The organism is Pseudomonas sp. P4_C3 (genome assembly GCF_056402075.1).
In genome coordinates this window covers 1-18,817 of sequence record NZ_JBFUIC010000029.1, presented here as the reverse complement: position 1 = coordinate 18,817, position 18,817 = coordinate 1, and the positions used below count along the sequence as shown (strand labels likewise).

Annotated in this window: 19 protein-coding genes; 15 read left to right on the top strand and 4 right to left on the bottom strand. The window is 61.2% G+C overall.

All coding sequences use genetic code 11. The annotated features are described in order from the left end of the window. Positions 1-29: 29 nt before the first annotated feature. The 13 genes from cobO to AC1DVH_RS07990 all read left to right on the top strand — a co-directional run bounded on the left by cobO (position 30) and on the right by AC1DVH_RS07990 (position 11,632). Positions 30-641, top strand: coding sequence for a cob(I)yrinic acid a,c-diamide adenosyltransferase (gene cobO, locus AC1DVH_RS08050; protein ID WP_057715808.1), 612 nt, complete (start codon positions 30-32; stop codon positions 639-641). Then, a complete protein-coding gene (locus tag AC1DVH_RS08045; protein ID WP_477753339.1) occupies positions 638-2,038 on the top strand; it encodes a cobyrinate a,c-diamide synthase in 1,401 nt (466 codons plus the stop codon). The genes cobO and AC1DVH_RS08045 overlap by 4 nt, the downstream gene beginning before the upstream one ends. Beyond that, positions 2,035-2,685, top strand: coding sequence for a 5,6-dimethylbenzimidazole synthase (bluB, locus tag AC1DVH_RS08040; RefSeq protein ID WP_477753338.1), 651 nt, complete (start codon positions 2,035-2,037; stop codon positions 2,683-2,685). Before AC1DVH_RS08045 ends, bluB begins: the two co-directional genes overlap by 4 nt. Then, positions 2,682-3,590, top strand: coding sequence for an adenosylcobinamide-phosphate synthase CbiB (gene cbiB, locus AC1DVH_RS08035; protein ID WP_477753337.1), 909 nt, complete (start codon positions 2,682-2,684; stop codon positions 3,588-3,590). The genes bluB and cbiB overlap by 4 nt, the downstream gene beginning before the upstream one ends. After that, on the top strand, positions 3,583-4,575 hold the full coding sequence (cobD, locus tag AC1DVH_RS08030; protein ID WP_477753336.1) for a threonine-phosphate decarboxylase CobD: 993 nt from the start codon (positions 3,583-3,585) through the stop codon (positions 4,573-4,575). Before cbiB ends, cobD begins: the two co-directional genes overlap by 8 nt. Next, entirely contained in the window at positions 4,572-6,023 is a 1,452-nt protein-coding gene (locus AC1DVH_RS08025; RefSeq protein ID WP_477753335.1) for a cobyric acid synthase, read from the top strand. The genes cobD and AC1DVH_RS08025 overlap by 4 nt, the downstream gene beginning before the upstream one ends. 162 nt (positions 6,024-6,185) lie before the next feature. Then, the gene (cobU, locus tag AC1DVH_RS08020; RefSeq protein WP_477753334.1) at positions 6,186-6,707 is read left to right on the top strand and encodes a bifunctional adenosylcobinamide kinase/adenosylcobinamide-phosphate guanylyltransferase; all 522 of its coding nucleotides are present in this window, start codon (positions 6,186-6,188) and stop codon (positions 6,705-6,707) included. After that, positions 6,704-7,759, top strand: coding sequence for a nicotinate-nucleotide--dimethylbenzimidazole phosphoribosyltransferase (gene cobT / locus AC1DVH_RS08015; RefSeq protein ID WP_477753333.1), 1,056 nt, complete (start codon positions 6,704-6,706; stop codon positions 7,757-7,759). Before cobU ends, cobT begins: the two co-directional genes overlap by 4 nt. Further along, positions 7,756-8,331: an alpha-ribazole phosphatase family protein gene (cobC, locus tag AC1DVH_RS08010; RefSeq protein WP_477753332.1), complete on the top strand. Its 576-nt coding sequence runs from the start codon at positions 7,756-7,758 to the stop codon at positions 8,329-8,331. The genes cobT and cobC overlap by 4 nt, the downstream gene beginning before the upstream one ends. A 2-nt stretch (positions 8,332-8,333) precedes the next feature. Continuing rightward, a complete protein-coding gene (locus AC1DVH_RS08005) occupies positions 8,334-9,065 on the top strand; it encodes an adenosylcobinamide-GDP ribazoletransferase (RefSeq protein ID WP_477753331.1) in 732 nt (243 codons plus the stop codon). Between the two features lie 174 nt (positions 9,066-9,239). After that, positions 9,240-9,644: a MarR family winged helix-turn-helix transcriptional regulator gene (locus AC1DVH_RS08000; RefSeq protein ID WP_223455967.1), complete on the top strand. Its 405-nt coding sequence runs from the start codon at positions 9,240-9,242 to the stop codon at positions 9,642-9,644. 52 nt (positions 9,645-9,696) lie between these two features. Beyond that, positions 9,697-10,905, top strand: coding sequence for an MFS transporter (locus AC1DVH_RS07995; protein WP_477753330.1), 1,209 nt, complete (start codon positions 9,697-9,699; stop codon positions 10,903-10,905). A 175-nt stretch (positions 10,906-11,080) separates the two neighbouring features. Further along, entirely contained in the window at positions 11,081-11,632 is a 552-nt protein-coding gene (locus AC1DVH_RS07990; RefSeq protein ID WP_477753329.1) for a glutathione peroxidase, read from the top strand. A gap of 88 nt (positions 11,633-11,720) precedes the next feature. Here AC1DVH_RS07990 and AC1DVH_RS07985 read toward each other — a convergent pair whose 3' ends face one another. The 3 genes from AC1DVH_RS07985 to AC1DVH_RS07975 form a co-directional block, all read right to left on the bottom strand. Further along, positions 11,721-12,992, bottom strand: coding sequence for an OmpP1/FadL family transporter (locus AC1DVH_RS07985; RefSeq protein WP_477753328.1), 1,272 nt, complete (start codon positions 12,990-12,992; stop codon positions 11,721-11,723). A 146-nt stretch (positions 12,993-13,138) separates the two neighbouring features. Further along, a complete protein-coding gene (locus AC1DVH_RS07980) occupies positions 13,139-13,621 on the bottom strand; it encodes a hypothetical protein (protein ID WP_007984504.1) in 483 nt (160 codons plus the stop codon). Between the two features lie 277 nt (positions 13,622-13,898). Further along, entirely contained in the window at positions 13,899-14,123 is a 225-nt protein-coding gene (locus AC1DVH_RS07975; protein WP_007898912.1) for a hypothetical protein, read from the bottom strand. Between the two features lie 1,007 nt (positions 14,124-15,130). Between AC1DVH_RS07975 and AC1DVH_RS07970 the strand changes: the two genes are divergently transcribed. Together AC1DVH_RS07970 and AC1DVH_RS07965 are read left to right on the top strand one after the other, a co-directional pair. Further along, positions 15,131-15,454, top strand: coding sequence for a sel1 repeat family protein (locus AC1DVH_RS07970; protein ID WP_477753327.1), 324 nt, complete (start codon positions 15,131-15,133; stop codon positions 15,452-15,454). 175 nt (positions 15,455-15,629) lie between these two features. Further along, positions 15,630-16,994, top strand: coding sequence for a DNA recombination protein RmuC (locus tag AC1DVH_RS07965; protein WP_477753356.1), 1,365 nt, complete (start codon positions 15,630-15,632; stop codon positions 16,992-16,994). A gap of 39 nt (positions 16,995-17,033) precedes the next feature. Here the strand turns inward: AC1DVH_RS07965 and AC1DVH_RS07960 are convergent. Further along, positions 17,034-18,817: hybrid sensor histidine kinase/response regulator (locus tag AC1DVH_RS07960; protein WP_477753326.1), on the bottom strand; the 1,784-nt coding region annotated here is incomplete at its 5' end.

The window sequence follows — 18,817 nt, the reverse complement described above, 5'->3', positions numbered from 1 at the left end:
TTATTCCTGCCTCAACGGAGAGCTCCCCCATGACTGATACCCCCGATCGTGACGAACGCCACCTGGCGCGCATGCAGCGCAAAAAAGCCGTGATCGACGAGCGCATCGCCAATTCCCCGAACGAATGCGGCCTGCTGCTGGTGTTGACCGGCAACGGCAAGGGCAAGAGCAGTTCGGCCTTCGGCATGCTTGCCCGCGCCATGGGGCACGGCATGCAGTGCGGCGTGGTGCAGTTCATCAAGGGCCGCAACAGCACCGGCGAAGAGCTGTTCTTCCGGCGCTTTCCCGAGCAGGTGCGCTTTCATGTGATGGGCGAAGGCTTTACCTGGGAAACCCAGGATCGTCAGCGCGACATCGCCGCCGCCGAAGCCGCCTGGGCGGTGTCGCAGCAACTGCTGCGCGATCCGTCCATCGGTCTGGTGGTGCTGGATGAGCTGAACATCGCTCTCAAGCACGGCTACCTCGATCTCGATCAGGTGCTCAGCGACTTGCAGGCCCGGCCGCCGATGCAACATGTGGTGGTCACCGGTCGTGCAGCGAAGCCGGAAATGATCGAGATGGCCGACACCGTCACCGAAATGGGTGTGATCAAACACGCCTTTCAAGCCGGGATCAAAGCGCAGAAAGGCGTCGAATTGTGAATCAGCCTCGACTCTGTCCGGCGGTACTGATTGCCGCGCCGGCTTCCGGCCAGGGCAAGACCACCGTCACCGCGGCGCTGGCCCGATTGCATCGCAATCAGGGGCGCAAGGTTCGCGTGTTCAAGTGCGGCCCCGACTTTCTCGATCCGATGATCCTCGAGCGCGCCAGCGGTGCGCCGGTGTATCAGCTGGACATGTGGATGGTTGGTGAGCAAGAAAGTCGCCGGCTGCTGTGGGAAGCCGCTGCTGAAGCCGACCTGATCCTGATCGAAGGTGTCATGGGGCTGTTCGACGGTACGCCGTCGAGCGCCGATCTGGCGCGGCATTTCGGTGTACCGGTGCTGGGTGTGATCGATGGCACTGCCATGGCCCAGACCTTTGGCGCCCTGGCCCTGGGGCTGGCGCGTTATCAGCCGGACTTGCCGTTCGCCGGGGTGCTGGCCAATCGTGTCGGTACGCTGCGCCACGCGCAACTGCTCGAAGGCAGCCTGACTGAAGGTTTGCGCTGGTACGGCGCGCTGTCCCGGGAAACCGGGATCGAATTGCCGAGCCGGCACCTGGGGCTGGTGCAGGCCAGTGAGCTGAACGATCTCGACCTGCGCCTCGATGCGGCCGCCGATGCACTGGCCAGTAGTTGCGAGGTTGCGCTGCCGCCGGCGGTCGAGTTCGCCGCCCCTGATGTCATTGCAGCCGAACCGCTGCTGGCCGGTGTGCGCATTGCCGTCGCCCGCGATGAAGCCTTTGCGTTCACCTACGGCGCGAGCCTGGATCTGCTGCGGGCGATGGGCGCCGAGTTGTCGTTCTTCTCGCCGATCCGCGACAGTGCGTTGCCGGAGGCGGACAGCCTGTATCTGCCCGGTGGTTACCCGGAACTGCACCATGTTGGGTTGGCGCAAAACACCGCGATGCTCGACGCGATCCGTGCCCACCACCGGGCAGGCAAACCGTTGCTCGCCGAGTGTGGCGGCATGCTGTATCTGCTCGATTCCCTGACCGATGTCGAGGGCACTCGCGCTGAACTGGTTGGCTTGCTGGCCGGTGATGCGGTCATGCAAAAGCGTCTGGCCGCGCTGGCGTTGCAAGCGGTGGAATTGCCGGAAGGTTCTCTGCGCGGGCACACCTATCACCATTCGCTGACCACCACCAAGCTGGTGCCGATTGCCCGTGGCTTGAGCCCGAATGGCGGGCGCGGAGCGGAGGCGGTCTACCGTGAAGGGCGGATGACCGCCTCTTATGTGCACTTTTATTTTCCGTCGAACCCCTCGGCGATTGCCGCGCTGTTTGCGCCGGACCTTGAGACCGTAATCGCGAGCAGGCTCGCTCCTACAGGGGAATGCGTTTCTTCAGACAACACACCATCAACTGTGGGAGCGAGCCTGCTCGCGAAGCGGCCATGACGGATAACGCATTTTCCGAAGCCGAACGCGCAGCGGTCTATCGCGCCATCGCCGAGCGCCGTGACATGCGCCACTTCAGCGGCGGCACCGTCGAGCCCAAATTGCTGCGGCGCCTGCTTGAAGCCGCACACCAGGCTCCCAGTGTCGGCCTGATGCAGCCCTGGCGCTTCATCCGCATCAGCGATCGCGCCTTGCGCGGGCGAATCCAGGCCCTGGTGGAAGAAGAACGCATCCGCACCGCCGAAGCCCTCGGCGAGCGCAGCGACGAGTTCATGAAGCTCAAGGTGGAAGGCATCAACGATTGCGCCGAGGTACTGGTCGCTGCGCTGATGGACGACCGCGAGCAACACATCTTCGGCCGCCGCACCTTGCCGGAAATGGACATGGCCTCGCTGTCCTGTGCGATCCAGAACCTGTGGCTGGCATCCCGCGCCGAAGGGCTGGGCATGGGCTGGGTGTCGCTGTTCGAACCACAGGCACTGGCGGACTTGTTGAGGTTGCCACCGGGAGCCAAACCGCTGGCGGTGCTGTGCCTTGGGCCGGTGAAGGAGTTCTATCCGGCACCGATGCTGGTGCTCGAAGGCTGGGCGCAGGCGCGTCCGCTACATGAATTGCTGTATGAAAACTATTGGGGAGTGAGTCAATGAGTGTGGCGTTGTTGAGTGTCGCTGCGGTTGCGCTGGATGCGCTGCTGGGCGAACCCAAACGCTGGCATCCGCTGGTGGCGTTCGGCCGTTTTGCCGACCGCATCGAGCAACGCTTCAATGGCGGCGGTCGCGGCTGGCGCAGTCATGGCGTCACCGCGTGGGTGATCGCCGTGTTGCCGCTGACGCTGTTGGTCACGGCATTGTCCTGGGCGCCTTATGTCGGCTGGATCATCGAGATTCTCGCGCTCTATTGCGCCCTCGGCATGCGCAGCCTCGGTGAGCACGTCACGCCTGTGGCCAAGGCATTGCGCGGCGATGATCTTGATGAAGCGCGCAAACGTGTGAGTTATCTGGTCAGCCGTAAAACCAGTGATCTGGATAAAACCGAAGTCGCCCGTGCCGCTACCGAGTCGGTACTGGAAAACGGCAGCGACGCAGTGTTCGCGGCGTTGTTCTGGTTTGCCGTGGCGGGTGCGCCGGGCGTGGTGCTCTATCGCCTGAGCAATACGCTGGATGCGATGTGGGGTTATCGCAATGAGCGCTTCGAACGGTTCGGCTGGGCGGCGGCGAAGGTCGACGACGTGCTCAATTACATTCCTGCGCGCCTGGTGGCACTGACTTACGCGCTGCTGGGCAAAACCCGGCTGGCGTTGAAATGCTGGCGCACCCAGGGCCCGACCTGGGACAGCCCGAACGCCGGCCCGGTGATGGCGGCAGGGGCGGGTGCCCTTGGCGTCGAGTTGGGCGGGGCGGCGATTTATCATGGCGAACTGCATCAGCGTCCGCAGTTGGGCGAAGGCGTGCCGGCGGATGCCGACTCCATTGACCGGGGCTGGCAATTGGTCCAGCGCGGGGTATGGTTATGGTTGCTGATTCTCTGCCTGGGGGCCGAACTTTATGCTTGAACACGGGGGGCGATTGCGCAAGGCGGCGCTCGAATACGGCATAGATGAAGCCGACTGGCTGGATCTGTCCACGGGCCTTGCGCCCTGGCCGTTTCCTGTGCCGGATATTCCGCTGCGGGCCTGGGCCCGTTTGCCGGAAGCGGACGATGGTCTGGAGCACGCCGCCTGTGATTACTACGGCACCTTGCAGGCATTGCCGGTGGCCGGCTCGCAAATGGCAATCCAGCTGCTGCCGCGATTGCGTCGGGCGGGCAAGGTCGGCGTGCTGTCGCCGTGTTATGCCGAGCACGCTGAAGCGTGGCGTCGTAACGGCTACATCGTGCGTGAAGTGCTGGTGCACGAAGTCGACTTCTTTATCGACAGTTTCGATGTGCTGGTGGTGGTCAATCCGAATAACCCCACAGGCTTGAGCCTGACGCCCAGTCGCCTCCTCGACTGGCACGCGCGGCTGGCCCAGCGCGGTGGCTGGCTGGTGGTGGACGAAGCGTTCATGGATAACACGCCGCATCTGAGCCTGGCTCCGTATGCCCATCAAGTCGGGTTGATCGTCCTGCGCTCCTTCGGGAAGTTTTTCGGCCTGGCCGGAGTGCGCCTGGGGTTTGTGCTGGCCGAGCGCAAGTTGCTCAAGTTGCTGGCTGAACAAGTGGGGCCGTGGGCCGTGAGCGGGGCAACCCGGGTAGTGGGCCAGGCCTGCCTGCGCGATACCGAAGGGCAGACGCGGCAACGGGTGCGCGCGGATGAGGCCAGCGAGCGCCTTGCGTCGTTGCTGGAACAACAGGGGTTCCAGCCTCAGGGCGGTTGTGCGCTGTTCCAGTGGCTGATCACCGAGCGCGCCGAAGAGCTGCATGAGTTCATGGCCCGGCGCGGCATTCTCCTGCGATTGTTCACGCACAACAGCAGCCTGCGATTCGGCTTGCCCGGTGACGAAATTGCCTGGGTACGACTGGCGCGGGCGTTCGACGATTTCGCCAAGGAAAACCAATGACCACGCTGATGGTGCAGGGCACTACATCGGACGCCGGTAAAAGCACGCTGGTAACCGCGCTGTGCCGTTGGGTCACACGTCAGGGCATAAGGGTGGTGCCGTTCAAGCCGCAGAACATGGCACTCAACAGTGCGGTGACCGCCGACGGTGGCGAGATCGGCCGCGCCCAGGCGGTACAGGCCCAGGCCGCGCACCTTGAACCGCACACCGACATGAACCCGGTGTTGCTCAAGCCCAACAGTGACACTGGTGCCCAGGTGATCATCCATGGCCGCGCTGTCACGACCATGAATGCCGTCGCCTATCACGACTACAAAACCATCGCCATGCAAGCGGTGCTGGCCTCCCACGAGCGCTTGAGCGCGGCGTATCCGCTGGTGATGGTCGAGGGCGCGGGCTCGCCRGCGGAAATCAATCTGCGGGCCGGCGACATCGCCAACATGGGTTTCGCCGAAGCGGTGGATTGCCCGGTGCTGCTGATCGCCGATATCAATCGCGGCGGGGTTTTCGCCCACCTGGTAGGCACCCTCGAACTGCTGTCGCCGAGCGAACAGGCGCGGGTCAAAGGCTTCGTGATCAATCGTTTTCGTGGCGACATCGCGTTGCTGCAACCCGGTCTCGACTGGCTCGAAGAGCGCACCGGCAAACCGGTGATCGGCGTGCTGCCGTACGTGATGGACCTGCACCTGGAGGCCGAGGACGGCATCGATCAACGCCAGAACGATAAAGCCGAGCAGGTGCTGAAGGTGGTGGTGCCGGTGCTGCCGCGCATCAGCAATCACACCGATTTCGATCCGCTGCGCCTGCATCCGCAAGTGGACCTGCAATTCATTGGCCCCGGCCAGGCGATTCCGCCTGCCGACCTGATCATTCTTCCTGGCTCGAAAAGTGTGCGCAGCGACCTCGCGTACCTGCGGGCCAACGGCTGGGATGCCGCCATCGCCCGGCATCTGCGTTACGGCGGGAAACTGCTGGGGATTTGTGGCGGCCTGCAAATGCTCGGTGAGCAAGTGCATGACCCGCTGGGTCTCGAAGGTGCGCCGGGTTCCAGTGCCGGTTTGGGGCTGCTGGCGTTCCAGACTCTGCTCGAACAAGAGAAGCAGTTGCGCAATGTGCGTGGTCGCCTGGCGCTGGAAGATGCGCCCGTTGCGGGTTATGAAATTCATGCCGGCGTGACCACCGGACCGGCCCTGGAACATGCCGCCGTGCATCTGGATGACGGCCGCTGTGATGGTGCGCAAAGTGCTGACGGGCAGACTTTCGGCACCTACCTGCACGGGCTGTTCGAATCGCCGGCGGCGTGCAGTGCGCTGCTGCGCTGGGCGGGTTTGCAGGAGGTGCAGGACGTGGATTACCACGGCTTGCGCGAACGTGATATCGAGCGGCTGGCGGATCTGGTGGAGAAGCATTTGGATACTTCTCTGCTGCGTCAGCTCTGTGGGTTCTGAGGCGGCTGTTGCGGCCCCATCGTCGGAACGCCGCCCGGAGCAAGCTCGCTCCCACAGGTTACGAGGTGTATTCAAAATTTATGTTCAGCCTGGATCAACTGTGGGAGCGAGCTTGCTCGCGATGAGGGCCGTCGCCTCCCCGAAGATTTTAAGGAATAAGCAATGCTCCAACTGATCCTCGGCGGTGCCCGCTCCGGCAAGAGTCGTCTGGCTGAAAAACTCGCCATCGACAGCGCTCTGGCCGTCACCTACATCGCCACCAGCCAGCCACTCGATGGAGAAATGAGCGAGCGGGTGGCCCATCATCGCGCCCGTCGTCCTGCCGAATGGGCATTGATCGAAGAGCCGGTGGAGCTGGCCCGGGTGCTGCGCGAATCCGCCCGCGCCGACCGCTGCCTGTTGGTGGATTGCCTGACCCTGTGGCTGACCAACCTGCTGATGCTCGACGATGCCGAGCGCTTGCAAGCCGAGCGTGATGCCTTGCTGGACTGCCTGGTGTCGCTGCCGGGTGAAATCATTTTTGTCAGCAACGAAACCGGAATGGGTGTCGTGCCGCTGGGCGAATTGACTCGCCGCTATGTCGATGCAGCCGGTTGGCTGCATCAAGCTCTGGCTGAGCGTTGTCAGCGTGTCGTCCTGACCGTCGCCGGCCTGCCTCTGACTCTGAAAGGAACTGCGTTATGACTCAATCCTGGTGGCTGAACCCGTGCAAGCCGGTCGATACCCAAGCGGTCGAACAGGCCCAGGCGCGGCAACAGCAACTGACCAAACCGGCCGGCTCCCTCGGCCAGCTGGAAGCGGTGGCGGTGCAACTGGCGGGATTGCAGGGGCGGGTCAAGCCGAGTCTGGAGCAGGTGTGGATCGCGATTTTTGCCGGCGACCATGGTGTGGTCGCTGAGGGGGTGTCGGCGTTTCCCCAGGAAGTGACCGGGCAGATGCTGCTCAACTTCGTCAGCGGTGGTGCGGCGATCAGTGTACTGGCGCGGCAGTTGGGCGCTTCCCTTGAGGTGGTGGACCTCGGCACGGTGACGCCGTCGCTGAACCTGCCGGGCGTGCGGCACCTGAATGTCGGCCCAGGCACGGCGAATTTTGTCCAGGGGCCGGCCATGACCCAGGCCCAGGGGAAACTCGCCTTGCAGGCCGGTCGTGATAGCGTGCAGCGGGCGATGGCCACCGGTACGCAGTTGTTTATCGGTGGCGAAATGGGCATCGGCAACACCACCGCCGCCAGCGCCCTGGCGTGTGCGCTGCTCGATTGCCCGGTGGGCCATTTGACCGGGCCAGGCACCGGGCTCAACGCAGAAGGTGTCAGCCACAAAGCCCAAGTGATCGAACGCGCCTTGGCATTGCATGGTGCGCAGCGTGGCGATGCCTTGCAGACCCTGTTCAACCTCGGCGGTTTTGAGATCGCCGCGCTGGTCGGTGCCTATCTCGCTTGTGCCCAGGAGGGTGTCGCGGTGCTGGTGGACGGCTTTATTTGCAGTGTCGCGGCGCTGGTTGCGGTGCGCTTGAATCCTGATTGCCGTCAGTGGCTGTTGTTCGGTCATCGCGGCGCCGAGCCGGGGCATCGTCATGTGCTGGAAGCCCTGAAGGCGCACCCCTTGCTCGATCTCGGCCTGCGGCTTGGCGAAGGCAGTGGCGCGGCATTGGCTGTGCCGCTGCTGCGCCTGGCGTGCGACCTGCACGGGCAGATGGCGACCTTCGCCGAAGCCGCCGTGGCAGATCGTCCGGCATGACCTTGCGCGTGGATCTGTTGCGGCACGGTGAAACCGAACTCGGCGGCGGCCTGCGCGGCAGTATCGATGATGCATTGACCGATACGGGCTGGGCGCAGATGCGCGCCGCGGTGGTCGGGCAAGGGCCATGGGATCGGCTGGTCAGTTCACCCTTGCAGCGTTGTGCGCGGTTTGCCGAGGAGCTCGGTGCGCAATCGGGTGTGCCGGTGCACCTGGATAAAGACCTGCAAGAGTTGCATTTCGGCGCCTGGGAAGGGCAGAGCGCGGCGGCGTTGATGGAAACCGACGCGCAGGCTCTGGGTTTGTTCTGGGCCGATCCATATTCGTTCACGCCGCCTCAGGGTGAGCCGGTAGCAGATTTTTCGGCGCGGGTGCTGGCAGCGCTGGAGCGTTTGCACGCGACCTGTGCCGGTGAGCGCATTTTGCTGATCAGCCATGGCGGTGTGATGCGCCTGTTGCTGGCACAAGCCCGGGGGTTGCCGCGAGAACAACTGCTCAATGTTGAGGTCGGGCATGGCGCACTGTTTTCGCTGACGCTGGAGTCTGCCGGTGTGTTGAAGGAAGTGCTCTGACCATGCTGCCATTCTGGATCGCCCTGCAATTTCTCAGCAGCCTGCCGATTCGCCTGCCGGGCATGCCTGAGCCCCGGGACCTGGGGCGGTCGCTGCTGTTTTATCCGCTGGTGGGACTGCTGTTTGGCGCGACTTTGTGGGTATTCAACTGGCTGCTGCTGGGCACGCCGGCGTTGCTGCACGCGGCGTTACTGCTGAGCGTTTGGGTACTGCTCAGTGGCGGGTTGCATCTGGATGGCCTGGCGGACAGCGCCGATGCCTGGCTCGGCGGTTTTGGCGACCGTGAGCGTACGCTGACCATCATGAAAGACCCGCGCAGCGGGCCGATCGCCGTAGTGACGCTGGTGCTGGTGTTGTTGCTCAAGTTCACCGCGCTGCTGGCGCTGATCGAGCAATCGCATTCGCTGGCATTGATCATCGTGCCGTTGATAGGTCGCAGCGCATTGCTCGGCTTGTTCCTGACCACGTCCTATGTGCGTGCCGGTGGCCTGGGCCAGGCATTGGCCGATCATCTTCCGCGTTCGGCGGGCAAGCAGGTGTTGGCGGTCAGTGCACTGGCTTGTGTGTTGATCGCCGGTTTGAGTGGTGTGTTGGCGGTGCTGCTGGCCGCTCTTGGATTTGCCTGGTTGCGGCAGGTGATGCTGCGGCGGCTCGGTGGAACGACGGGCGATACGGCAGGGGCAATGCTGGAGTTGCTGGAAGTTGCAGTGCTGGTAGGCTTGGCGCTGGCCTGATTGGGTTGCATTGATTTTTCCGGCCTCATCGCGAGCAAGCTCGCTCCCACATTGGAATGCGATCGACTGTGGGAGCGAGCTTGCTCGCAGATGGCGATCTGCCAAACGCCGCCTGATCACTGAACAAACCCCATGCCACTTGATTTAACCGACTCGCGGGTATATACACGCACCATGCTCGATTCCCAATGTTTATGCATCAACCTGCGTCGCGCCGCCCGTGGCGTCAGCAGGCATTATGACGGCGCTCTCGACGGCTTCGGGATCAACGTTGCGCAGTATTCTTTGCTGTGCAACCTGCAACGCCTGGATCAGCCGAGCATCTCAGCCCTGGCCGAGGCGATGGGGCTGGATCGCAGCACCTTGGGGCGCAACTTGCGGGTGCTGGAGGGTGATGGCCTGGTGACGCTGGTCGAGGGCGAGGACATGCGCAACCGCATCGTCCTGCTGACCGAGGCCGGGGCAGAGCGCCTCAAGGCCGCCTTGCCGGCCTGGGAGGCCGCGCAGCAGCGTTTGATCGATCGCCTGGGGGCCGAGAAGCGCGAAATCTTACTGAAGCTGCTGGATGAACTGGCATGATGCCGGTTTTTTCGATTATAAGCGGGTATATACCCGCTACCGGAGAACAACAATGACATCGATGTGGCGTACATGCGGCTGGGTTCTGTTGGGGAGTGCGCTGATCCTTGCGTTGTCTCTGGGCGTTCGACATGGCTTTGGGCTGTTTCTGGCTCCGATGAGCGCCGAGTTCGGCTGGGGTCGGGAAGTCTTTGCCTTCGCCATCGCCCTGCAGAACCTGATCTGGGGCCTTGCCCAGCCATTCACCGGCGCGCTGGCCGACCGCTTCGGCGCAGCGAAAGTGGTGCTGATCGGTGGCGTCCTGTACGCAGCGGGTCTGATGTGCATGGGGCTCTCCGACTCGGCGGTGACCCTGTCGCTGAGCGCTGGCCTGCTGATCGGCATCGGACTGTCCGGTACGTCGTTCTCGGTGATTCTGGGTGTGGTCGGCCGCGCAGTACCGCCGGATAAACGCAGCATGGGCATGGGGATCGCCAGTGCTGCCGGCTCGTTCGGTCAGTTCGCGATGTTGCCCGGCACACTCGGTTTGATCGGATGGCTTGGCTGGTCCGCGGCGCTGCTGGCGCTGGGTTTGCTGGTGGCGTTGATCGTGCCGCTGGTGAGCATGCTCAAGGACAAACCGTTACCAGTCCTGGGTCACGAACAAACCCTTGGCGAAGCGCTGCGTGAAGCCTGCTCCCATTCCGGATTCTGGCTGCTGGCGTTCGGCTTTTTTGTGTGCGGATTCCAGGTGGTGTTCATCGGTGTGCACTTGCCGGCCTATCTGGTGGATCAACATCTTCCGGCGACGGTCGGCACCACGGTGCTGGCGCTGATCGGCCTGTTCAACATTTTCGGCACCTATACCGCTGGATGGCTCGGCGGGCGCATGTCCAAGCCGCGTTTGCTCACCGGCCTGTACTTGCTGCGGGCGGTGGTCATTGCTCTGTTCCTGTGGGCACCGGTGACGACCACCACGGCTTACCTGTTCGGCATGGCCATGGGCTTCTTGTGGCTGTCGACGGTGCCGTTGACCAACGGCACGGTGGCGACCTTGTTTGGCGTGCGAAATCTGTCCATGCTCGGCGGGATTGTTTTCCTGTTTCACCAGCTCGGTTCGTTCCTGGGCGGCTGGTTGGGTGGCGTGGTGTACGACCGTACCGGTAGCTATGACTTGATCTGGCAGGTCGCGATTCTCTTGAGCCTGTTGGCCGCCGCCCTGAACTGGCCGGTGCGTGAACGGCCGGTGGCGCGCCTGCAAACACAAATGAGTGCGATATGAACAGTCTCTGGCCTCGTATCACGATTTGCGCTGTCTGCGCCTTGCTGCTTGCCCTGACATGGTGGGGCTGGCATCAGGGCGGGCTGGCGCTTTTGCAGTTGGGCATGGGGACTTGCTAGCGGGATGGCGGGGCGAGTAACGTCGAATCCTGACGAATTCTCAAGGGTGTCCCGACATGCTGATGCGCTGCCTGGCAGTTCCCGCGTTACTGGTCGCGTTTTCCGGGTTGGCTCACGCGGCGGATTGCCCGGATCTTTTGCAAGGCTCGTTGCCCAAGTTGCATGCCAAGGAATCCATCGATTTGTGCCAGCGCTTCGCCGGTAAACCGTTGGTGGTGGTCAATACCGCAAGCTTCTGTGGCTTTGCTCCGCAGTTCAAAGGCCTTGAGGCGCTGAACCAGCGCTTCAAGGATCAAGGGCTGGAGGTGATTGGCGTTCCGTCCAATGACTTCAAGCAGGAGTCAAAGGATGGCGCCGAGACCGCCAAGGTCTGCTACGTCAACTATGGCGTGACCTTCACCATGACGGAACCGCAAAAGGTTCGCGGCGAAGAGGCGACGCATTTGTTCAAGGTCCTCGCCAGCCAAAGCAGCGCGCCGAAGTGGAATTTCTACAAGTACGTGGTGGATCGCCAGGGCAAGGTGGTTGCCAACTTCTCCAGCCTGACCAAGCCGGATGATCCAGAGTTCATTGCTGCGGTGGAAAAGGCCCTGGCTTCTGCCCCGTGATCGACGCCCACTAAAAAGCCCCGCCTCTGTGAAGAGAGCGGGGCTTTTTTGATTCCGATGGCGAGCGGTTCAGGCTCGCCGGGAATCATCAGAAGCGGTAGGTCGCACCGACACCGAAACCGTTGGCGCTGTTTTCGTACTTGGCGCTGTAACTGTCTACCAGGTTGGAGCGATTCATTTTGACAGCTTCTTCCTTCAGGTAGGAGTAGGCGACGTCGATGGTCAGATCATCGGTGACGTTGTAGCCGGCGCCAAGGCTGAAGATTGTGCGGTCACCTGTAGGAATACGTGGGGATCGGTCGGTATTGTTGGTAGGCGACTGGTCAAAGCTCAGGCCGGTGCGCAATACCCACTGCTTATTCAGCTGGTAGGAGGTACCGATGGCGTAGGCCCAGGTATCGTGCCAGTTCTGCTCTTCCGTAATGGTGCCGAACAGGGCTGGGGACAATGCACCGCCTTGTGCCGCGGTTACGCCGTCGTTGTTGACGGTGATGTCTTTCAAACGGCTCCAGCGAGTCCAGGTGGAACCTGCATAAAGGGTCCACGCATCCGTCAGCTGTTGTGTCACTGAGAAGTCGACAGATTCAGGTGTTTCGATTTTCAGCGAAGCATCGTATCGATTGCTTTTCAGGAGGGCGGAAGGTGAATTTGCGCCTGCGCTGATGTCGGTATGACCTTCAATCTTGTATTTCACTTTCGAGTGATAGGTCAGGCCGACACGAGTGGTGTCTGTTGCTTGTACCAGGACCCCGAAGTTGTAGCCAAGAGCGACATCATCCCCTTTGATTTTGACGTGGGTATCGCCAAAAAGAGGTACATCCGACTCCAGAGTGCCGCCAATGCGGTTGATGGTCGGGCCGAAACCAATCGATACTTTGTCGTTAAAGGCGTAGCTGACGGTAGGCTGGAAGGTGACAACCTTGACTTCGCTCTTGCTGCCGAAACCGGCACCCTGGAAGCCATTTTCATAGTCGGTAATCAGACCAAAAGGTGCGTAGACACCGAGGCCGAATGCCCAGTGATCATCAATCGGCTTGACGTAATAGCCCATCGGAACGGCTGTGAATGGCACCATGTCGCCTTTGTTGGTACCCGGGTGGGCGCCTTGGGCGTCTTTGATATCAGACGAGGCATCGATAGCTGCGATCCCGCCAGTGACTTCCTGGCGCTTGATTCGCGACATGCCGGCAGGGTTGCCAAAAACAGTGCTTGCATCATCGGCAGATGAAGAGCGTCCCGCAAAACCAGTCCCCATTCCACTGATGCTCTGTTCGTTGAGGGCAAAGCCACTCGCGAAGATCTGGGTGGATGCCAAGGCAACGGCGAGGCTAAGGGTGGTTTTGAGCATTACTTTTTTCATTATTAGAACTCCTGGTGATCACCGGGGCGAAAATTACCAATATTTTCGTCCCGGCGCCATAGGCTGTATCGCTTGATTTAGAGCGGTTTTGTAGGACAATCCGACCAGAATCGCGGCGTGTTGCGCGATCTTTGGATTCAGACGTGTCAGCAGGCGACCTGATTCAGGGGTGAAACACAGGTTTGCCAGGCGCAGGTGAAATCACGCAGACGCCCCTGGGGCTGAAAGGTCTGGCGCCAGATTCTGGCCATACCCAACAAATCATCAGGGGCGGGGAGGGGGGTATTCTGTTCTTCCACCAGCAGCCAGGCGATGGCTGTGGCGTAACGCAGGTTGACGGTCAATTCGAGGTGCGGGCCACTGAGAAACGCATGCTGGCTGGCCAGGCCACGGACCAGGCTTGCACGCTCCGGATCAAGGGCCAGGTAATGGTCCCAAAGGGCCTGGTGGCGGGGCTCGGCGATGCGGTACAGGCCGTGCCCACGGCGGTCATGCAGGGCGGAACCAAGGGCGGACTGGCTGGCGGCAATGCCCAGCAGCAGGGATTCGGCAGTAGCGCTATGGCGTCCGAGGTAGATCAATGTCGGACGAATCACATAACGGCACAGTTCGCTGGCAGCGATACCCATAAAACCCTCGAAACCTGAGTTGGACGGCGATACCTGAAGGGGGGGCTTGGCAGCAGTGAATCGAATCAGGCTCGCCGCAAGCGGGTCAAGCCGCTTGAGTTGAAGTGTAGTGTCATATTTGCGTTGTAAAGGCCTGTTTTTAAAATATTTCCAGCGACCAGTTATAACCGTTATATCGGATCGTGCTTAGTCGTGATTCGAGGAAAGGGAAATATCGAGCAATAAAAAGCCCTGCTTTTCGGGGCAGGGCTTTCGGTTTTTCAGCCTTTCTGGCGTTTCAGGCAACCAGTGCCTGACGGGTACGCTCGATCACGGCCTGCAGCGGCTCGGCGCTGGAGTATTGATCGGGGTACAGGCGTTCGCTGTGACGGGCGATGCCATGTTCATTGACCAGAGTGAAGCTGAAGCAGCCTTTGCGAGCGGCCATGATCAGGCAGTTCATTGGAGCAAAAGCGTTGGTTAGGGTGCGAATGGCATCCTGAGTGTGGATTTGAGTGGACATAATTGGTGTTCCTACAAGCGACACGGATAAGAACCGTGCAAAGTTAAAACGTTCCAGTGACGACGACCACCATTGGTCGAACGAAGAACCCGACTGGAACAAAGCAGCCAGTTTGAAGCGCTGACAAGTTGGCGCGCTTGGGCTGGCAGGTAGGTACTTAGGAGGGCAGGCAACACATCGAGGGCAAAGGTTCTGGGCCCGGGGTGAAGATCCTGATCAATTTGCAGGTTGGTTCGAGCAGAGTAAGCAGGCGGAGCAACACCCTTTGCTTTCGATTCAAAGGTTGTGTTGGCGCAAGATTTACCTGGAAACCATCGAGGTGGTCGATCCCGCTAGTTCGGTGGAGGCTTCCGTTGGGAAGGCTGACCGGGGGGATTTGTTCGACCAGAATTGACTTTCAGCTTGGTACTAACGCCGCGGATACTAACGGATTGAACCGGCCAAGGGAAGTGTGTTAGCGAAAAGAATTTCCCGGCAGGTGCTCAAGCGGGCTGTTTTGTCTTGTAGCCAAGCGTATGAAGTTGCTGTGCCTGCGATTGCTACGCCCTGTAGCAGAACAAAATCCGACCATCGGTCATCGACCTTGGTAGCAATGCAGCCGTCTAAACACCGGGTTTGCCAAGGCTTATCCCCAGGCATGACCAAAAAACGCGCCGAAAAAGTGCATCGATATAACCGTCGCGAAGGCACTTGTGCACATTAGTTGCGCACTCTGTCACCCCGCTGTCATCTCACGTTCAAGCGTAGTGGCTGCCTGTATCCAAAATTTAAGTCAATGAAAAACATCGCTTTTTTTTACTGGTGAAAAAATCGTCAGTTTGACTGCGAGCCCCATTCCACAGGGCTTTGAGCGGGTTCAGGAGCGGTTGTCCACTGAGTTATCCACAGCTTCTGTGGATTGTCCCGAGCGCTTGCTCTAGGACGGGCGTGCCGGGATATTTTCAGCTTTACCTGTAAGAAAAAGAGAGTAAAGTTGCGCGCCTTCCGATCTGCCCCCACAGTGCTTTATGAAGTTTCGCTCAGCCTCCGTTTCCTCTTCCTCTACACCACCCTCTGCTGCCCCTACCAAGCGCTTTTCCATGCGCGTGGCAGAGTGGCTGTTGGACAGTCCGCATCTGGGCGAAAACCGTAACGTCAAACACATTGCCGGACGTCTGCTCAAGCAACCGGCCCGTGAAGGCGTGGTGGCTGCGCAAAGTCGCCTTGGCCAATTGATGTGCCGGGAATGCGGGAATGCCCGGGACCGCCGGATCGGCCAGGACCTGCTGCGTCAGGCCGCTCGGGCAGGCGATCGCCGCGCTCAACAGGAACTGGGGCTGATCGAAGACTGAGCTGTCCAAGATCTGGCGCCTTGGTTAACCTTCAGGCTTTATTCGAATGGCAGGAGTGGCTATGGCAATGGACTTGACCAGCGTATTGCTGGGTCTGGCAGCGGCTGCGTTGCCGTTGCTGGTATTGGCCTGGCAACTTCAGCGTCGGGCCAGCACCACGCAAGCCGATGTCGCGCTGCTGCAAGAACGCCTGGCCATGGCGCAACTGGCGCAGGACGGATTGAATGCTCAGCTCGAGTCCGGTCGCGATGAAGCGGCTGATCTGACCCAGGCCAACGCCGCCAAACAGGCGGATCTGGCGGCGCTTCGTCGTGAAGTCGAACTGCTGCAGATCGAGCGCGACGACGCCCGGGACGCCGCCCATGCGTGGAATATCGAACGCGCCGGCAAGGAAGCCGAATTGCGCCGTCTGGATGCCCAGGCCGCGTCGCTCAACGCCGAATTGCGCGAGCAACAGGACAGTCACCAGCAACGCCTCAACGACCTGCAAGGTTCGCGGGACGAGTTGCGCGCGCAGTTCGCCGAGCTGGCGGGGAAAATTTTCGATGAGCGCGAGCAGCGTTTTGCCGAAACCAGCCAGCAGCGCCTGGGGCAGTTGCTCGATCCACTCAAGGAACGCATTCAGTCCTTCGAAAAGCGTGTCGAGGAAAGCTATCAGAACGAGGCCCGTGAGCGTTTCTCCCTGGCCAAGGAGCTGGAACGACTGCAACAGCTGAACTTGCGCTTGAGCGATGAAGCCACCAACCTGACCCGCGCCTTGAAAGGGCAGAAGACCCAGGGCAATTGGGGTGAACTGATTCTGGAGCGCGTGCTCGAGCATGCGGGACTGGAGAAGGGCCGCGAGTACCAGACGCAGGTCAATCTCAAGGGACCGGACGGCGAGCGTTTTCAGCCGGACGTGATCATTTATCTGCCGGGCGACAAGCAGGTCGTGGTCGACTCCAAGGTCAGCCTGACGGCCTATCAGCAATACGTGGCGGCTGAGGACGAGGCCATCGGCCAGATCGCCATCAAGCAGCACGTGCTGTCATTGCGTAATCACGTCAAAGGCCTGGCCGGCAAGGATTACAAGCGTCTCGATGGTTTGCACAGCCTGGATTTCGTGTTGCTCTTCGTACCGATCGAGGCGGCGTTTTCTGCCGCGTTGCAGGCTGAGCCGACGCTGTTTCAGGAGGCATTCGACCGTAACATCGTGATCGTCAGCCCCACCACTTTGCTGGCGACCCTGCGTGTCATCGACAGCCTGTGGAAACAGGAGCGCCAGAGCCAGAATGCCCGGGAGATCGCCGAGCGGGCCGGGTGGCTGTACGACAAGTTCGTACTGTTCATTCAGGATCTGGACGAAGTTGGCAATCGCCTGCAGCAACTGGACAAGGCCTACAGTTCGGCACGCAACAAGCTGACAGAGGGGCGTGGCAACCTGGTCAGTCGCAGTGAACAGCTCAAGCTGCTGGGCGCACGGGCGAGCAAGAGCCTGCCGGCGGACTTGCTGGAGCGGGCGATGACGGATGTCGATGGGTTGGTCGAGTTGCCGGAATAAGCCCCCTCGCCACAGTGGGTAAAGTGTTAGCTTGYCGCGCTACAACGGCAAATACCGACTCAACAACGCCCGCAACGCCGCCGGTTTCACCGGTTTTGCCAGATAGTCCAGTCCCGCGGCATGCACCAGGTCGACCGTCTCCGGCCGGCCATCGGCGCTGATCACCACCCCGGGAACCGGCTCGCCCATTTGCGTGCGCAACCAGGCCATCAAATCGGTGCCGGTCTCGCCATGATCGAGGTGGTAATCCACCAGCGCCAATTGCGGGCGCACGCCTTCGCCCAGCAACGCTGCGCATTCTTCGCGATTGCGCGCGGTCCAGACTTGGCAACCCCAGCGGCTGAGCAGGCTGTTCATGCCGATCAGGATGCTGTCCTCGTTGTCGATGCACAGCACCTGCGCCCCATTGAGCAATTTGCCATTGAGCTCGGCGACTTTGACCGGCGCTGCGGTTTGCGCCCGGGCCAGGGGCACGCTGACGCTGAACACGCTACCGCGTCCCGGCCAGGAGCGTACGCGCAAGGTATGACCGAGCACGCGACATAGCCCGTCGGCAATCGCCAGCCCCAGGCCGAGGCCTTTTTCGGCCCGTGTCTGGTGGCTGTCGAGGCGCTTGAACTCTTCGAAAATCACCTGCTGCTTGTCTTCCGGAATACCTGGCCCACGGTCCCAGACTTCCAGGCTCAATGCTTCCCTGTGCCGACGAACCCCCAGCAGCACCGGCCCTTTGCCGTAGCGGAATGCGTTGGTCAGGAAGTTTTGCAAAATCCGCCGCAGCAGTTTGATGTCGCTGTCGACCCGTAGCGCGCTGCCGCGAACGCGGAACTCCAGTTTTTGTTCTCGCGCCAGCACCTTGAACTCGGTACCGAGGGTGTCGAACAGTTCGTTGAGGGCGAACGGCTGGCGATTCGGGTTGATCTTGCCGTTCTCCAGGCGGGAAATGTCCAGCAGGTCGCTGATCAAGTCCTCTGCCGAGCGCAGCGAGCTGTCCAGGTGCCCGACCAGTTTCTGTGCTTCGCCGGACAAACCATCGTCCTGATGGGAGAGGGCGGCGGAGAACAGCCGCGCCGCATTCAGCGGTTGCATCAAGTCATGGCTGACGGCCGCGAGGAAACGGGTCTTGGACTGGTTGGCTGCCTCGGCGGTGCCCTTGGCTTCGGTCAGGGCGACGTTGAGCTGTGACAATTCGTGGGTGCGTTCGGTGACCCGTTGCTCCAGGCCTTCGTTGGCTTCGGTCAGCGCCTGCTCGGCTTCGCGGAACGCGGTGATGTCGGTGAAACTCATGACGAAGCCACCGCCTGGCATCGGATTGCCGATCAGCTCGATTACCCGACCGTTGGGGAACAAGCGCTCGGAGGTGTGCGCGCGGCCCTGGCGCATCCAGTGCAGGCGGCGCGCGACGTGAACTTCGGCCTCGCCGGGGCCGCACAGTCCACGCTCGGCATTGTGACGGATGATGTCGGCAATCGGCCGGCCGACTCTGATCAGGCCATCCGGGTAGTTGAACAAATCCAGATAGCGACGGTTCCAGGCCACCAGTTTCAGCGACTGGTCGACCACGCTGATGCCCTGGGTGATGTTCTCGATGGCGCCTTGCAGCAAGGCACGGTTGAATTGCAGCACCTCCGAGGCTTCGTCGGCGATGCGCACGACGTCTTCCAGTTGCATCTCCCGGCCTTCAATGGCGGCTTTTACTACCGCGCGGGTCGAAGAGGCGCCGAGCACACCGGCCAGCAAGCGTTCGGTATGGGCGATCCATTCACTGTCGGCGTTCTGGTTCGGGTTGAAGCCTTTGCCCTGGCGATAGGCAAAACGGATGAAGC

Bases quoted from the DNA above. Each gene is read 5' to 3' on its own strand.
- cbiB (WP_477753337.1), top strand. From the start codon at position 2,682: ATGAGTGTGGCGTTGTTGAGTGTCGCTGCGGTTGCGCTGGATGCGCTG.
- cobU (WP_477753334.1), top strand. From the start codon at position 6,186: ATGCTCCAACTGATCCTCGGCGGTGCCCGCTCCGGCAAGAGTCGTCTG.
- cobO (WP_057715808.1), top strand. From the start codon at position 30: ATGACTGATACCCCCGATCGTGACGAACGCCACCTGGCGCGCATGCAG.
- AC1DVH_RS07990 (WP_477753329.1), top strand. From the start codon at position 11,081: ATGCTGATGCGCTGCCTGGCAGTTCCCGCGTTACTGGTCGCGTTTTCC.
- cobT (WP_477753333.1), top strand. From the start codon at position 6,704: ATGACTCAATCCTGGTGGCTGAACCCGTGCAAGCCGGTCGATACCCAA.
- cobC (WP_477753332.1), top strand. From the start codon at position 7,756: ATGACCTTGCGCGTGGATCTGTTGCGGCACGGTGAAACCGAACTCGGC.
- AC1DVH_RS08000 (WP_223455967.1), top strand. From the start codon at position 9,240: ATGCTCGATTCCCAATGTTTATGCATCAACCTGCGTCGCGCCGCCCGT.
- AC1DVH_RS07970 (WP_477753327.1), top strand. From the start codon at position 15,131: ATGAAGTTTCGCTCAGCCTCCGTTTCCTCTTCCTCTACACCACCCTCT.
- AC1DVH_RS07975 (WP_007898912.1), bottom strand. From the start codon at position 14,123: ATGTCCACTCAAATCCACACTCAGGATGCCATTCGCACCCTAACCAAC.
- AC1DVH_RS07985 (WP_477753328.1), bottom strand. From the start codon at position 12,992: ATGAAAAAAGTAATGCTCAAAACCACCCTTAGCCTCGCCGTTGCCTTG.
- AC1DVH_RS07980 (WP_007984504.1), bottom strand. From the start codon at position 13,621: ATGGGTATCGCTGCCAGCGAACTGTGCCGTTATGTGATTCGTCCGACA.
- AC1DVH_RS08005 (WP_477753331.1), top strand. From the start codon at position 8,334: ATGCTGCCATTCTGGATCGCCCTGCAATTTCTCAGCAGCCTGCCGATT.
- bluB (WP_477753338.1), top strand. From the start codon at position 2,035: ATGACGGATAACGCATTTTCCGAAGCCGAACGCGCAGCGGTCTATCGC.
- cobD (WP_477753336.1), top strand. From the start codon at position 3,583: ATGCTTGAACACGGGGGGCGATTGCGCAAGGCGGCGCTCGAATACGGC.
- AC1DVH_RS07995 (WP_477753330.1), top strand. From the start codon at position 9,697: ATGACATCGATGTGGCGTACATGCGGCTGGGTTCTGTTGGGGAGTGCG.